This is a genomic window from Streptomyces sp. NPDC107500, assembly GCF_055582785.1.
In genome coordinates, this window is record NZ_JBVJPF010000001.1 from 797299 (window position 1) to 812291 (window position 14993).

At 73.1% G+C, this 14993-nt stretch carries 14 protein-coding genes; 7 read left to right on the plus strand and 7 right to left on the minus strand.

Annotation, left to right across the window (positions count from 1 at the left end; genetic code table 11):
* Positions 1 to 5: 5 nt before the first annotated feature.
* Both ACZ67M_RS03475 and ACZ67M_RS03480 read right to left on the minus strand, forming a co-directional pair.
* Positions 6 to 1640, minus strand: coding sequence for an alkaline phosphatase D family protein (locus ACZ67M_RS03475; RefSeq protein ID WP_469849396.1), 1635 nt, complete (start codon positions 1638 to 1640; stop codon positions 6 to 8).
* An 87-nt stretch (positions 1641 to 1727) separates the two neighbouring features.
* Complete coding sequence (locus tag ACZ67M_RS03480; RefSeq protein ID WP_469849398.1) at positions 1728 to 2372, minus strand: HNH endonuclease family protein; 645 nt, start codon at positions 2370 to 2372, stop codon at positions 1728 to 1730.
* Positions 2373 to 2792: 420 nt separating this feature from the next.
* Between ACZ67M_RS03480 and ACZ67M_RS03485 the strand changes: the two genes are divergently transcribed.
* Together ACZ67M_RS03485 and ACZ67M_RS03490 are read left to right on the plus strand one after the other, a co-directional pair.
* Positions 2793 to 3374 carry a TMEM165/GDT1 family protein gene (locus ACZ67M_RS03485; RefSeq protein WP_361355259.1) on the plus strand — a complete coding sequence of 194 codons (582 nt, stop codon included), beginning with the start codon at positions 2793 to 2795 and terminating at the stop codon, positions 3372 to 3374.
* A 201-nt stretch (positions 3375 to 3575) separates the two neighbouring features.
* Positions 3576 to 4241 (plus strand): HAD-IA family hydrolase, encoded by a 666-nt coding sequence (locus tag ACZ67M_RS03490; RefSeq protein WP_469849400.1) that lies wholly within the window; start codon positions 3576 to 3578, stop codon positions 4239 to 4241.
* A gap of 15 nt (positions 4242 to 4256) precedes the next feature.
* Here the strand turns inward: ACZ67M_RS03490 and ACZ67M_RS03495 are convergent, their stop codons facing one another.
* Together ACZ67M_RS03495 and ACZ67M_RS03500 are read right to left on the minus strand one after the other, a co-directional pair.
* The gene (locus ACZ67M_RS03495; RefSeq protein WP_392100519.1) at positions 4257 to 5066 is read right to left on the minus strand and encodes a peptidoglycan-binding domain-containing protein; all 810 of its coding nucleotides are present in this window, start codon (positions 5064 to 5066) and stop codon (positions 4257 to 4259) included.
* Between the two features lie 930 nt (positions 5067 to 5996).
* On the minus strand, positions 5997 to 6497 hold the full coding sequence (locus ACZ67M_RS03500) for a GNAT family N-acetyltransferase (protein WP_469849402.1): 501 nt from the start codon (positions 6495 to 6497) through the stop codon (positions 5997 to 5999).
* A gap of 173 nt (positions 6498 to 6670) precedes the next feature.
* Between ACZ67M_RS03500 and ACZ67M_RS03505 the strand changes: the two genes are divergently transcribed.
* Complete coding sequence (locus tag ACZ67M_RS03505; protein WP_385799267.1) at positions 6671 to 7339, plus strand: hypothetical protein; 669 nt, start codon at positions 6671 to 6673, stop codon at positions 7337 to 7339.
* A 3-nt stretch (positions 7340 to 7342) separates the two neighbouring features.
* Complete coding sequence (locus tag ACZ67M_RS03510; RefSeq protein ID WP_469849404.1) at positions 7343 to 7963, plus strand: hypothetical protein; 621 nt, start codon at positions 7343 to 7345, stop codon at positions 7961 to 7963.
* A gap of 10 nt (positions 7964 to 7973) precedes the next feature.
* Here the strand turns inward: ACZ67M_RS03510 and ACZ67M_RS03515 are convergent, their stop codons facing one another.
* Positions 7974 to 8381, minus strand: a complete 408-nt coding sequence (locus ACZ67M_RS03515) for a DnaJ family domain-containing protein (RefSeq protein WP_361355269.1) — start codon at positions 8379 to 8381, stop codon at positions 7974 to 7976.
* 95 nt (positions 8382 to 8476) lie between these two features.
* Between ACZ67M_RS03515 and ACZ67M_RS03520 the strand changes: the two genes are divergently transcribed.
* Complete coding sequence (locus ACZ67M_RS03520; RefSeq protein ID WP_161332191.1) at positions 8477 to 8869, plus strand: FHA domain-containing protein; 393 nt, start codon at positions 8477 to 8479, stop codon at positions 8867 to 8869.
* Between the two features lie 16 nt (positions 8870 to 8885).
* On the opposite strand, the gene ACZ67M_RS03525 is transcribed toward ACZ67M_RS03520, so the two are convergent.
* A complete protein-coding gene (locus tag ACZ67M_RS03525) occupies positions 8886 to 9557 on the minus strand; it encodes an O-methyltransferase (protein WP_361355271.1) in 672 nt (223 codons plus the stop codon).
* A 125-nt stretch (positions 9558 to 9682) separates the two neighbouring features.
* Here ACZ67M_RS03525 and ACZ67M_RS03530 point away from each other — a divergent pair, with 125 nt between their 5' ends.
* Positions 9683 to 11959, plus strand: a complete 2277-nt coding sequence (locus ACZ67M_RS03530; RefSeq protein WP_469849406.1) for an ATP-binding protein — start codon at positions 9683 to 9685, stop codon at positions 11957 to 11959.
* The gene (amcB, locus tag ACZ67M_RS03535; RefSeq protein ID WP_469849407.1) at positions 11956 to 13080 is read left to right on the plus strand and encodes a cyclophane-forming radical SAM peptide maturase AmcB; all 1125 of its coding nucleotides are present in this window, start codon (positions 11956 to 11958) and stop codon (positions 13078 to 13080) included. Before ACZ67M_RS03530 ends, amcB begins: the two co-directional genes overlap by 4 nt.
* A 245-nt stretch (positions 13081 to 13325) precedes the next feature.
* Here amcB and proP read toward each other — a convergent pair whose 3' ends face one another.
* A complete protein-coding gene (gene proP, locus ACZ67M_RS03540; protein WP_450730963.1) occupies positions 13326 to 14732 on the minus strand; it encodes a glycine betaine/L-proline transporter ProP in 1407 nt (468 codons plus the stop codon).
* Positions 14733 to 14993: the final 261 nt, after the last annotated feature.

Below are 14993 nucleotides of genomic sequence, written 5' to 3' on the forward strand. Positions count from 1 at the left end.
GCCCCCTACGCCAGATCCCGCTCCATGGCCGTCCGCAGGGTGATGCCGCCGCCCCGGTCCGTCCGGGCCTGCTCCAGCCGCAGCCGTGCCGAACGCCCCCGCAGGGTCAGCGTCATGAGCTGGTTGCCGAACCAGGGTCCGCCGGTCTTGCGCCAGCTGACCGCGGCCGGCGCACACCGTCCGTGCCGGGCGATGCGGCGCCCGAGGGCGCGGGCCGGGGCGCTCCAGCCGAAGCGGAAGCCGAGGCGGATCGACGGCGGCACGGAGTTGTGGACGGGGGAACAGGTCAGCTGGGCCACCCGGGAGTCGGGCGCGCGGTCCGCCCAGGACGGTTCGGCCACGTAGGCGTGGTGCACGTCGCCCGAGAGCACGCTGATCGTCGCGGGCGCCCCCGGCCCCGTACCGGCCTCGGCGATCAGGTCGGCGAGGGCGTCGAAGGACGACGGGAAGGCGGACCAGTGCTCCAGGTCGGCCCCGCGCCGGATCCGCTCGCCGCGCCGTGCCCAGCGGGCGCCCCGTTCGCCGCCGCACATCGCGGCGTTCCAGGCCTCCACGTCGTGCACCAGGTGGGGCAGCAGCCAGGGCAGGGAGGTGCCGACCAGCAGATGGTCGTAGGACTCCCGCTCGTCCAGGACCTGTTCGCGCAGCCAGGCCGCCTCGCCCGGATCGAGCATCGTGCGGCGGTCCTCCTCCAGGACACGGGCCGCGCGGGAGTCGACCATGAGCAGCCGGGTGCGGCCGAAGTCGCGCCGGTAGCTCCAGCGGACGGACGCCGGCTCGGCGTCGGCGCGGGCGGCGAAGTCGCGCAGGGCGTCGGTGCCGTCGGGGGTCTCGCGGACGGCCGCGTAGAGGGGGTCGGCGGCCAGCTCGTCGGGGGAGAGGTTGCCCAGCTGCTGGTACACCCAGTAGGACATCAGCCCGCTCATGAGGCGCTCGCGCCACCAGTCGGTGGCCCGCATGTCGGCGAGCCAGGCGGCCGAGGTGTTCCAGTCGTCGATGACGTCGTGGTCGTCGAAGATCATGCAGCTGGGGACGGTGGAGAGCAGCCAGCGCACCTCGGGGTCGCGCCAGGACTCGTAGTAGAGGTGGGTGTACTCCTCGTAGTCGGCGACCTGCTCGCCCGGGGGCTCGTTCAGGTCGCGGCGGCCGGAGATCCACTGCCGCGTGGCGTCGGAGACCTCGTCGGCGTACACCTGGTCACCGAGCAGGAGCAGTACGTCGGGTCGCTCGCCCCCGGGGGCGGCCGCGATGCGGGCGGAGAGGGTGTCCAGCGCGTCCGGGCCCACCGGGTCCTTCCCGCCGGCGGGCGGCGCGGCCCAGCGGCAGGAGCCGAAGGCGACGCGCAGGCCGTCCTCCTCGGTGGGCGTGCTGATCACGGACGGCGGGAACGGCGAGTCCGGCGGCGGCCAGGCGCGGGTGCCGTCGAGGAGCACCTCGTACTCCGTCGACGTACCGGGCGTCAGGCCGCTCACCGCGACCAGGGCGTAGTGGTGCCCCGCGACCTGGAAGGTGCGGGTGGTGCCGCGGGCGCCGTCGGCGCAGCGCACCTCGGCGGTGCAGGGCCGGTTCGTCTCGACCCAGACGGTCGCGCACGAGCCGTCGGTGTACCTCAGCAGTGGCCCCAGGCGCAGACCGGCCATGGTGATCCCCTCTCCGTCGCCCCGTACGGTACGGAACGACGGAGGCCGGTGGGGAGGGTCCGCGCCGAACAGTTGGTGGACGGTGCGTCAGCAGTTCGTTAGCCGGCTCTGCAGGGCCGACTTCTCGGCGGAGTCGACCGAGAGGCCGTAGTAGTACTTCACCTGGACCCAGGCGCGGACGTAGGTGCAGTGGTAGGCGGTGCGCGAGGGCATCCAGGTGGCCGGGTCCTGGTCGCCCTTGGCCTGGTTGACGTTGTCCGTGACCGCGAGGAGCTGGGGACGGGTCAGGTCGTTGGCGAAGGACTGGCGCCGGGAGGTGGTCCAGGAGCCGGCGCCGGAGTCCCAGGCCTCGGCGAGCGGGACCAGGTGGTCGATGTCGACGTCGCCGGAGGCGGACCAGGTGGCGCCGTCGTAGGGGGAGTACCAGCTGCCGCTGGTGGCGGCGCACGAGGAGTCGGTGACGACGCCCGAGCCGTCGCGCTTGAGGACGGTCTCGCGGGTGTTGCAGGCGCCGGACTGGGTGATCCAGTGCGGGAAGAGGTCGCGGTCGTAGCCGGTGCGGTTCTCGGTGGCCACGGTGAGGGAGGCGAGGTAGGAGCGGGCGGTGGCGGCGCTGACCGGGGTGGGGAGGGCGGCGGAGGCGGTCGGGCCGTTGAGTAGCCCGGCCGAGGCTATGAGGCCGGTGAACGCGGCGAGGAAACCGAGCCGTCGACGCGCGTAGAACTTCGGCATGCGAACTCCCTTGAGGTGTGGGGGTGTTGGGACGCGGGCAGGGGAATGCTCGCGACGCCGCATGGCGCACAGATGTGCGGTCGGTTAGAAGTTAGTGACGTGTGCATGGCACGTCTATAAGCGCGACGGGACTTTCGGCCCTCGGAGCCGCGCCGGGGCTCGCGTACTATGGACGGCGCAGAAGGGGAGTAGCTCTTCGCCGGACCGTCGACATACTGCTCAGCTCGTCTGAGCCGGCGCCCGGAGGCAGACCTCGTTCGCGAGGCCGGCCAGCGAGACCTTCGGCAAGCAGTGCACGCCCGTGCCGTACGGCGGGGGCGACCAATGCGCTGCCGTGCCGAGGTGTCGCGCGACGCGGACAGGATGAAGTCCGCGGGAATCAGCACTCTCGGCGGGGCGGCCCCGACCGATTGAGGAATCTTGATCAGCCTGACCGTGACGGCGCTCGTCTTCGGTGTCGTCTTCCTCGCCGAACTGCCCGACAAGACCGCGCTCGCCGGCCTCGTCCTCGGCACCCGCTACCGCGCCTCCTACGTCTTCGCGGGCGTGGCCGCCGCCTTCGCGGTGCACGTCGTGCTCGCGGTCGCGGCCGGCAGTGTGCTGACCCTGCTGCCGCAGCAGCTCGTGCACGCACTGACCGGTGTGCTGTTCCTGGGCGGCGCCGCCGTGCTGCTGATGAAGAAGGACGAGGAGGACGAGGAGGTCCGCAAGCCGGAGGATCAGTCCTTCTGGAAGGTCTCCGGGGCGGGCTTCATGCTCATCCTGGTCGCCGAGTTCGGCGACCTCACGCAGATCATGACCGCCAACCTGGCGGCCCGTTACGACGACCCGCTCTCCGTCGGCCTCGGCGCGGTGCTGGCCCTGTGGGCGGTGGCCGGGCTCGGCATCGTCGGCGGGAAGGCCCTGATGAAGCGGGTTCCGCTGCGGCTGATCACGAAGGTCGCGGCGCTGCTCATGCTGGGGCTCGGGGTGTGGAGCCTGTGGGAGGCGATCGCCGGCTGAGCCCGGCGTCGGCCCCGCCCGGCGGGCGTGCGAACGAACGCCGCGCGCACCTGCCGCGTGGACCATCGGGAGGTTTCGGCGGCCCGGTGGCGCGATCCCCCGTCTGTTTTGTACCGTGGATAAACAAAGTGGCTCCCGCCCGTTCTCCCTGACCGGCGGGCGGGGCCGCCTTGTTTCCTCCCCGCACCCTGGAGACTGCCGATGACGGCCACCGCCACCACCGTTCTGCCCGCCCGCGCCCTGCTGCTCGACATGGACGGCACCCTCGTCAACTCGGACGCCGCCGTCGAGCGCGTCTGGCGGCGCTGGGCCGACCGCAACGGGCTGGACGGCGACGAGGTCATGAAGGTCGTCCACGGACGGCAGGGCTACGCCTCGATGGCGCTGCTGCTGCCGGACCGGCCCATGGAGCAGAACCACGCCGACAACGCGCGCATGCTCGCCGAGGAGACCGCCGACACCGAGGGCGTCGTCGCGATCCCCGGCGCGCCGGACTTCCTGGCCTCGCTGCGCGGCCTCCCGCACGCCCTGGTGACCTCCGCCGACGTGGCGCTGTCCACCGCGCGGATGGCCGCCGCCGGGCTCACGCAGCCGGACGTCCGGGTCACCGCCGAGTCGGTCGGCGCCAGCAAGCCCGACCCCGAGGGCTTCCTCAAGGGCGCCGCCGAACTGGGCATCGCCCCCGCGGACTGCGTCGCCTTCGAGGACTCCGGCGCCGGCATCGCGGCCGCCCGGGCCGCCGGGATGCGGGTCGTGGGCGTGGGCCCGCGGGCCGGCTTCCACGGTCCGGACGTGGTCGTGGAAAACCTGACGGCGGTACGGGTGGAGGCCGTCGCCGACGGCGGCCTGCGGCTGCACATCGGCTGACCTGCCGCGCGGGGCTCAGGGCTCGCGCGTCTCCGACTCCAGTTGGCGCCGGGTGTCCGGTCCGTAGACCCCGAGGTCGTCGGAGCGGATGCCGCGGGCCCACTGGTACGTGCGGACCGAGTCCTCGACACGGCGGTTGTAGCTGCCGTCGATGTCGCCGGTGTACAGGTACAACTGGGCCAGCCGCTGCTGGAGTTCCACGACCTCGGGGCCCCGGTCGCCGCGCCGCAGCGAGCCGCCGTAGAAGTCGTGGTCGTCGTCCTCCGACTCCTGGGGGGCCTGCTCGGTCGCCGTGGACGTCGCGCTCGGCGTCGGTTCGGCCGACCGGGACGGCGACGGCGACGCGCTCGACGCCGACGGGGACGGCGAGGCCGACGGGCTCGCGGAGGCGGACGCGGAGGCCGACGGGGACGGCGACGCGGAGCCGGCCTGCGGGACGGGGGTGGCGCTCGGTCCCGCGGTCGGGGTGGACTCACTGGGCGACGGGTCCGGCACGCCGGCCCGGACCTCGTGCGGCAGCGCTCCGTCCCGTGACGGTGCCTCGTAGGAGAACAGCCCGCTCGCGTACCCGGCGGCACCCACCACGACCACGACCGCTCCGGCGGCGCTCAGCAGCATGCCCTTACGCCGCCTGCGCGACCGGCGCCCGCCGGGGCCGTCCGAGGGCGCCGCGCCGGACGGTACGGGCGCGGTGGCCGCGGTCTCGAACAGGCGCAGGTCGTGTGCGCGGGGTGGGGCGGCCGAGGGTGCCAGCGGGGTGGGCAGCGCGGAGGTCGCCCCGGCGGCGGTGCCGCGCGGCCCGGCGTCGACGGCGCGCAGCGTCATGGTGGCGTCCGGATCCGTACCGTGCGAAGCCGCGTCCCCGGCGGGTGTGGCCCCGGGCGACGTGGCCGCGGACGAAGTGGCCTCCGAGGGTGATCCCTCCGCTGCCGAAGCCGCCGAGGGTTTGCTCCCCGGAGCGGAAGCCCTTGAGGGTCCGCTCCCCGGAGCCGAAGCGCTCGATGACGCGCCCCCCGAGGGCGCTCCCTCCGCCGGTGAGCCCTCCGACGCCCTGCCCTCCGAGGGGTTCGCCCCGGGAGCCGTGGCCCCCGTGGGCGCGGTCTCCGGAGTCGTAGCCCCTGTGGCCGGAGTCCCTGGAGTCGAAGTCCCCGGGACCGCAGCTCCTGCGCCCCCGGCCCCCGGGCGGGAAGTCCCCGGGACCGCAGCTCCCGCGCCCCCGGCCCCGGGACGTGAAGTGCCTGGGACCGAAGCTCCCGTGGCCCCAGCCTCGGGACGTGAAGTTCCCGGGCCCCCAGCCCCCGTGGCCGCACCCCCCGGACCCGTGCCCCGGGAAGGGTTCCCGTCTCCTGAAGGGCTCCCGTCCCCGGAAGGGTTCCCGCTCCCCGGAGGACTCCCGGCCCGCGAAGGACTCCCGCCCCCCGCAACGTCCCCGCCCTCGAAAGCAGCCCCGCCGTCCAGTTCGACGTACGGCCGGATCCGCAGCGGGTTGAAGTCCTCGGCCGCTGCCGCCTGTGCCGTGCGCGCGTCGCGCAGGGCGTCGGACGCCCGTGATCCGCAGCCGCAGGAAGGCGTGTTGTCCGCCTCTCTGGGTGTGCCGCACTCCGGGCACGAGGCCCCCGTGGGCCGCTCCTGTTCCACGCGTCCGTCCCTCCCCTCGCGACTCCCCTCGCGAACTCCAGAGATTATGCAGATATTCTCCACACTTCCGCGCACGAGCCCCCCGGAATGTCCGCTTCCTCAGGGGAAACAGGCCGCTCAGGCCGCGGCAAGGAGCCCTTTCGTGAACCAGTGCTGTGCGTACGGGCTCTCGTTGTGGGCCTCGGTCTCGGTGTAGCCGAGGCGTGCGTAGAGGGTGCGGGCCTCGACGAGGTCGGTGCGCGTGTCGAGGATCATGCGGGCCGCCCCGAGCGCCCGTGCCGCGTCCTCGGCGGCATGCACGAGCAGCGCCGCACCTCCCCGGCCCCGCATCCCCTCGTACACGAAGACCCGGGTCAGCTCTGCCGTGGTGGCGTCCAGCAGCCGTACGCCCGCGGTGCCGGCCGGTTCACCGCCGTACCGCGCGACCAGCAACCGCCCCCGGGGCGGGTCGAGTTCGGCGCCGGACTCCGCCGCGATCTCGCGGATCAGCTCGACGGGGTCGGTGCGCCGCCCCTCGTGCAGCAGGTACCAGCGGTCGCTGACCTCCGTGTAGTACGCACGCCAGAGGACGGCGGCTACGGGGGAGTCGTACGGTTCCGGGGAGATGGTCCAGGTCATGCGCACATTGTCGGGAGGGGACCGGCGCGCCGGGCAAGCGGATTTTCCCACCGGCCCCCAGCGGCGTACGGCCGGCGCGCTCCGACGGCCGTTTGAGCGCGCGGTCCGGGGCAACACGAACGGCGAACCGGCCAGTTCGGAGAGCCGGTAGGGCCGAAACTCGGAAGGCACTCATGTCCACAGGCGTGATCATCGCTTTGATCGTGATCGTGGCGGCCGTGCTCGTCGTCGCGGCCGTCGTTGCGCAGCGAGCACGGGGTCCCCAGCACGGCGGAAGCCTGAAGCGCCGCTTCGGGCCGGAGTACGACCGGGCGGTCGCCCGGCACGACGGCGACACCAAGGCCGCCGAGCGAGAACTGGGCGAACGGGTCGAGCGGCACGGGTCGTTGCACACGCGGCCGCTGGAGTCCGCCGAGCGCGAGCGCTTCGAGGCGCGCTGGACCGCCGCCCAGGAGCGCTTCGTCGACTCCCCGCGCGAGGCGGTCGGCGAGGCCGACCGGCTGCTCGCGGAACTGGCCGGGGTTCGGGGCTTCCCGGGCGGCGACCAGTACGAGGAGCAGTTCGCGGCGCTGTCCGTGCACCACGCCCACCAGGTCGACGGCTACCGGCGCGTGCACCGCGTGACGCACACGCGCGTGGACGGCGCCCAGGAGAGCGGCGCGGACACGGAGGAGCTGCGCGAGTCCATGGTCGCGGCCCGCGCGCTGTTCGAGGAACTGGTCCGCCCGGGCCGGCACGAGGCCGCCCGCCCCCGTACCGCCAAGGACACCGGCGAACCCGCCCCCGCGGCCCGCGCCCCGCACGCGTGGTCGCTCGGCAAGCGCCGGCCGAAGGAGAGCTGAGGCATGCCCGACGTGACGCGAAACCCCGGCGACACCCCCGACCCCAAGGTCAACCCGCTCCCCAAGGCCACCCCGGTCTCCGAGGGCACGGGCACCCCAAGCACCCCCGCCCCCAAGGCCACCCCCGCCCCGAAGACCGGAACCCCGCCCAAGGAAGCCCCGGTCACAGCGGTCACCCCCGTAACTCCCGCGACCCCTGCCACCTCTGCCACCCCTGGCACCCCTGGCACCTCTGCCACCCCACCCACCCCTGCCCACCCTGACGCCTCCGCCACACCCGAGGCGCGCCGCACCCGCACCACGCCTGCTGCCCCTGCCGCCACCGCGCACGACGGCGCCGGTCCGCTCCTCCCGCACGACGAGGGCGACAAGCTCGGCCAGCGGCTGCACCACGCGGTGGCCGGGTTCGTGGACGCGCCGCGCGCCTCCGTCGAGGAGGCGGACCGGGTCCTGGAGGAGCTGGCCGCGCGCCTGGCGGACGCGGTGACGCACCGCCGGCACACCCTGCGCACGTCCTGGCGGGACGACGGCGAGGACGGCCGGGCACCGAGCACCGACACCGAACAACTCCGCCTGGTCCTGCGGGACTACCGCGAGCTGGCGGACCGCATGATGCGTCTGTGACGCGCAGGCGTCACCGCTCCGCCCGGCGCTCCCGCCACTGCCGTACGACCTCGTCGACGTCGTAGGGCTTCCTACCCAGCGGGGGGCCGGGCGGCGGCTTGAGCAGCATGTCGCGGATCTTGACGTTGACCGCCTCGACGATCCGGCGGACCACCCGCTCCGAAGGCGCCTTCAGGGCCGCCTCCAGGGCGTCCTCCGCCTCCTTGCGCAGGGCGAGGGCGGGCGGCAGTACGGAGAAGCCCTCGCGGGCCATCTTCCTCTTCACCCACCACAGCTCGTCGTAGGTGCTCTCCATCTCGGTCGCGAGGGGCTTGCCCGCGCCGGACAGTCGCTCGAACTCGCCGCGCGCTTCCGCTTCGCGGATCTGTCTGTCGACCCAGGACTCGAAGTCGACGCCAGGTGGCTTTCGCTCGGTCATGACCCCATTGTGCCGGACACCGTGCCACCGGCCGATCTATCATTCGGCGGCGACAATCCAACGACGGACGTCCTGAGGTCTTCGAAGGAGCGCACGTGCTCGAACTGACCATGGCCACGGTCACCGCGGCGGACGCGGGCGCCACGGCCGGCATGCAGATGGCCGAGGCGCCCAGCGAGCCGGACGCGGTCCTGCGGGTGGGCCGGGACAAGTCCGTGTGCCGGCTGTCGACGCCGGAGGACTGGCTGTTCGTCTCGCGGGTCCACCTGGAGTTCCGGTGCGGTCCCGACGGCACGTGGCGGCTGACCTGGCTGCGCGGCTCCCAGCCGGATCCGTCCTCCGAGGTCCGGCTGACCGTCGGCCCGCACGTGCAGCCGGTGGCGTACGGCGGCACCGTGCCCCTGCCGAGGGGCGGCAGCGGCGAGATCGTGGTCCAGGACCGATCGGAGCCGCGCAGCGTCAACGTCGGCTTCTACCACGAGGTGTAGGACCGGAAGCGGTCGTTCAGGCCAGCACGCGCGCCAGTGCGAAGCCGTCATAGCCCTTGCCGCCGACGGTCTGGATCGCGGTGCCGCTGAGCCTGGGGTGGGCGCCGATCAGTTCGATGGCGGCGCGGGTGCCGCGTACGTCGTCGGCTGTGTCGTCGGGGTCGGCGACCCGCCCTTCACGGACCACGTTGTCGATGACGACGAGGCTGCCGGTGCTGGTGAGCTTGAGGGCCCACTCCAGGTAGTGCGGGTTGTTGCCCTTGTCGGCGTCGATGAAGACCAGGTCGAAGGGGGCGGGGTTCTCGTCGGCGAGCTTCGGCAGCGATTCCAGCGCGGGGCCCACGCGCACGTCGACGAGGGCGTCGAGACCGGCCCGGGCGAGGTTGCGGGTGGCGACCTCGGCGTGCCGGGCGCTGTATTCCAGCGTGACGAGGCGGCCGTCGGCGGGCAGGGCACGGGCCATCCAGATGGTGCTGTAGCCGCCGAGGGTGCCGATCTCCAGGATGGTGCGGGCGCCCTGGATCTGGGCGAGGAGCTGGAGGAGTTTGCCCTGGGTGGCGGTGACGTTCACCGGCGGCAGCCCGGCGGCCTCGCTCTCCCGCAGGGCGGCCTCCAGCGCGGGGTCGTCGGGGGTGAGATGGCTGATGAAGTAGGCGTCGACGTCTTCCCAGAGCTGCGACTCGCTCATGAGGGGCCTCTCGTGTGCGTCGTTAGTCTTCCTAAGTAGATGCGCTGACGAAGATATGCCGTGCGGCGGGGGCGTGCCGGACGTTTTCGTGGGCGTGTTCCCCAGGCTGGGGCAGGATGAGCCGGGTGAGCGGGGACACGTACGGCGGGGACGGGATCGACTTCAGCAACGGCACGTTCCGGGGCGAGGTGGTCGGGAAGAAGGTGGAGCATCACCACCACTACGGACCCATGCCTCACGTAGAGGACGCGCTTCCGCCGACGGCGGCGGAGTTCACGGGGCGCGAGGACGAACTGGCCTCGCTGCTCGCGGCGTTGGCCCCCGAGGGTGCACCCCGTACGCCGGTGCCGGTCACCGCGGTGGCCGGTCTGGGCGGTGTGGGCAAGACCGCGCTGGCCGTGCGGGCCGCTCACACGGCACGTGAACGCGGCTGGTTCCCGGCCGGCGCCCTGTTCGTCGACTGCCACGGCTACGACGAGACGCCCGCGGGACCCGAGCAGCTCCTGGAGGCCCTGCTGCGTGCCCTGGGAGTGGCGGCCGCACATGTGCCGAGCACGCTGGACGAGCGTGCCGCGCTCTACCGCTCGATCCTCGCCGAGCGGGCCCGTACCGGCGGCCGGGTGCTGATCGTGGTGGACAACGCCTCGCACCCCGGTCAGGTCAGGCCGTTGCTGCCCGGTCACCCCGCGCACCGGGTGCTCGTCACCTCGCGCGACACCCTGCCGCAGCTCGGCGCCCATCTGCTCCACCTCGACATCCTCCGGCCCGAGGTGGCGCGGGACGTCCTGCGCGCGGCGCTGCGCACCGCCGCCCCCGCCGACCCGCGCGTCCTGGACGCCCCCGACGCGGCCGAGGCGCTGTGCGAGCTGTGCGGGCAGCTGCCGCTGGCGTTGCAGATCGCGGCCGCGCTGCTCATCTCCGATCCCGGCAAACCGGTGGCGGAACTGGTGGCAGAGCTGGCCGACTCCGCCACCGTCCTGGACCACCTGGACGACGGCGAGCGCGGGGTGCGGGCCGCCTTCGACCTGTCGTACCGCCGCCTCGGCCCGGAACCCGCGCGCCTCTTCCGCCTCCTGGCGCTCGCACCGGGGTTGGAGACCAGCGACGAGGCGCTCACCGTGCTGTCCGGCGCCGACGCTCCGCCCCGGCGGGAGCTGAACATCCTGGTGCGCGCCCATCTGGTCGCCCCCGGCAGCGTGCGGGGCTGCTGGAGCATGCACGACCTGGTCCGCGCCTACGCCCAGGACCAGGCGTCGCGGGCGGAGCCGCTGCGCGCGGAGGGCACCGCGGCACGGGCCCGGCTGCTGGCGCACTACGGGCGGCGGACCGAGGCGGCCGACTGGTACGTGCAGCACCTGCCCGGCAGTGCCCCGTCCCCCGGGTTCGGCGGCCGGGAGGAGGCGCTGAGCTGGCTCGACCGCGAACGGACCGGCCTCATCTCCGCGGCTCTGTGGGCTGCCGACCCGGTGCACGCCCGGGCCGGACTGGGACTGGCCCTGAGCCTTTTCGGGTATCTCAACTGGCGGCGGTACTTCGACGACGCCGTGTCGGTCTACCGGTGCGCGGCCGAGGCGGCGCTCGCGCTGGGCGACGGTTCCGGCGCGGGCCGGGCGTGGAGCTATCTCGGTCTCGCCCTGCGCAACAACCGCAGGCTCACGGAGGCGATCGCGGCGCACACCCGCGCCTGCGGGATCCACCGGGAGCGCGGCGACCGGCTCGGGGAGGGGAAGGTCTGGGACATGCTGGGAGTCTCCCTCACCGAGGCGCGCCGGTTCGACGAGGCGATCGAGGCCCACGAACGCGCCCGTGAACTGGCGCACGCGGTCAAGGACCCTCGGGTCGAGGCGTCCACCTGGAACAACCGCGGTCGCGCCCTGTTCAAGCTCGGCCGGTTCGACGAGTCGGTCGTCGCCCTCTCCCGGGCCTGCGCGATGTTCCGTTCGGTCGGCGACCGGTCCCGCGAGGCCACGGCGCGCAACAACCTGGGGCGCGCCTTCCGCGAGACCGGGCGCCCGGAGGAGGCCCTGGCGGCGCACACCACCGCCCGCGCGGTCTTCGAGGAACTGGGGGAGCGCGAACGCCTCGCCACGTCGTGGAACGACTTCGGTGCCGCTCTCTCCGCGCTGGGCCGGTTCGACGAGGCCGTCGACGCCCACGGGATCGCGCTGCGGGAGCAGTCGGCTCTCGGCAACCGGCACGGCCGGGCGATCGCGGCCCACGCCCTCGGCGTCACCCTGGGGCGAGCGGGCCGCCGCGAAGAGGCCGTAGAGGCGCACCTCCAGGCCCTGCACCTCTACCGTGAGCTGTCCGACCGCCACGGCGAGAGCGAGACGCTGAGATTCCTCGACGCCGCCGGGCACCGAGAGGAAGAGGCACCGCCCGGGGAAACCGGCGAACGATGACGCCGCCCCCGCTGCCGGCCCGGCCGGCGAGGACCAGCTCCCTCGTCCTCCTCCAGCCGACCCCGCTGTGCAATCTCGACTGCGGCTACTGCTACCTGCCCGCCCGAAGCCTCGACCGCCACATGTCCGACGAGGTCGCCGACGCCGTCGCGCGGACCGTCGGCACCTGGTCGGAGCGCCACCCGGTCACCGTGCTGTGGCATGGCGGCGAGCCGCTCGCCACCGGCGTGTCCCGCCTGGCGGCGCTGCTCGACCGGTTCCCTCCCGGCCGCGGCCATCCCGTACGGCATGCCGTGCAGACCAACGCCACGCTCATCGACGAGGCATGGTGCCGGCTGTTCCGCGAGCGGGGGATCGAGGTCTCCGTCAGCGTCGACGGCCCCGGCCCGGGCGACCGGGCCGACCGCCGCGGCTTGGACACCACCGGCCGTGCACTCCGCGGTATCGCGCTGCTCAAGAAGCACGGCATCGCCTTCGGCGCCATAGCCGTCGTGTCCGACCCGACCCCGCACCGGGCGGCCGAACTGCACCGCTGGTTCACGGATCTCGGCTGCCGCGTGCTGGGCGTCAACCTCATGGAACACAAGGGCCTCAACACCCGGGCCGTGCGCGACGACGGGAACGTGGCGGACTTCTGGGCCGCCCTGTCCGCCTGCGGGCGGGCGGACCCCCGCATGCGCCTGCGCGACGTGGAGCACGCCCGCCGCTACATCAGGGCGGAGTTGGCCGGCACGGCCGGGCAGTGGGCGGGGCAGCCGGTCGATCCGCTGCCGATGGTCACCTGGGACGGGCAGGTCGTTCCCGTCGCACCGGACCTTGCGGGCTTCTCCTCGCCGCGCCACGGCCGCTTCACGGTCGGCGACGTGCGGGAGCACGGCCTGGCAGGCTGCCTGGCACGGGCCGAGGACACCCCGTGGGTCGCCGAGGCACTCGCGGGCATCGACGCCTGTCGCGCCGAATGCGACCTCTTCGCCTACTGCCGCGGCGGGCAGCCCGCCAACAAGTACTTCGAGACCGGACGGCTGGACATCACGGAGACCGTCTTCTGCCGCAACAGCAGGCAACTCCTCATGGAAGGACTGATGCGCGATGCTGAACGAACCGCCGGGCAACCCCGTTGAGGCCCGGATCCGCTCCCTGCGCACGGAACTGCTCGCTGCCGCGGACACGACTCCGCCCTGCACGGACTGCGAAGACCCCGCGTGCACCCACGCCGCCACCCTCTTCTCGGGAGGGACGGACATTCCTCAGGTACGCGATTCCTGAAACTACGTGCAACAGCGGGAAAGCCGCGCTCGGCCCCGGCCCGTCACCGAACGAGAAGCGCTACGCGCACCCTCACCAACCCGCCCAGGCGCCGCAGGCGTCAGCGGGCGTCGGTCGTCGGTGCGACCGACGGTGCCGAGCCCGGCAGCGGGCGGCCCGCCGACTCCGTCATGAACCACACCGCGACGCCACCGATCACGGCCGCCGCCATCATGTAGTACGCGGGCATCATCATGTCCCCCGTGGCCCCGATCAGCGCCGTCACCACCAGGGGCGTCGTCCCGCCGAAGAGGGACACTGAGATGTTGAAGCCGATCGACAGCGACCCGTACCGCACCCGCGTCGGGAACAGCGCCGGCAGCGCGGACGGCATCGAAGCCGTGAAGCACACGAGCAGCAGCCCCAGCGCGGCCATCCCCAGCCCGACGGCCAGCAGGCTGCCCTCGCGGATCAGCAGCAGGGCCGGGACGGACAGCAGCAGGAACCCCGCGCAGCCCGCGGCGATCACCGGGCGCCGTCCGACCCGGTCGGTCAGCGCGCCCGCGAACGGCTGGACGACCATCATCAGCGCCATCACGGCCAGCACCACGAGCAGCCCGTGCGTCTCGTCGTACTTCAGCTCGCTCGTCAGGTAGCTCGGCATGTACGACAGCAGCATGTAGTCGGTGACGTTGAAGACCAGCACCAGGCCGACGCAGAGCAGCAGCGCCCGCCACTGCCCGGTGATCATCTCCCGCAGCGGCACCTTCGGCCGCTTCTTCTCCGCCTTCGCCACCTCGGCCGCGAACGCCGGCGTCTCCTCCAGCCGCATCCGCAGATACAGCCCGACGATGCCCATCGGCCCGGCGATCAGGAAGGGGATCCGCCACCCCCAGGAAGTGAGGTCGCCGTCCGACAGCAGTGCCGTCATGAGGGTCACCAGACCCGCACCGCCGATGTACCCGGCCAGCGTGCCGAACTCCAGCCAGCTCCCGAGGAACCCGCGCCGCTTGTCCGGGGCGTACTCCGCGATGAAGGTGGACGCGCCCGCGTACTCACCCCCCGTCGAGAACCCCTGCACCAGCCGCGCGGCCAGCAGCAGCACCGGCGCCCACACGCCGATCGTCGCGTACGACGGGATCAGCCCGATCGCGAACGTACCCGCCGCCATGAGGATCATCGTCAGGGCGAGCACCTTCTGCCGCCCCACCCGGTCCCCGAGCGGCCCGAAGACCATGCCGCCGAGCGGCCGGACCAGGAAGGCGGCCGCGAAGGCACCGAAGGTGGACAGGAGCTGTGCCGTCGGGTTGCCCGAGGGGAAGAAGACCTTGCCGAGCGTCACGGCGATGTAGCTGTAGACGCCGAAGTCGAACCACTCCATCGCGTTGCCGAGCGCCGCCGCCTTGACGGCACGCCTGACCAGCGCGGGATCGGTGACAGTGGGCTCGGCGCCGGAAGGCGGCGCGGACGCGGAAGCGGACGAGGAGACCGAGGGGGACGACGCGGTGGCGACGTGGGCGGCCGACAAGACTTCGCTCGCCTACCTTTCGACGGGGACAGGGACGCCACGACCCGTACGGCGGCGCTGTCGCCGGGCCGAAAAGCTGCCCGCGGCACTCGGCCACGGGCAGAAAAGCGACCATAGGCGCTGATCCGCCACTTACGCCCGGTATGCTTTTCGTTGCACTGTGCACCAAAACGGCGTACATGCAGGGACGTCCGCGCGCCGCGGACCACCGTGTACGCCGTGACCTGTGATCCTTCTCGCGAAAAACGTCCCGGAAAAAGC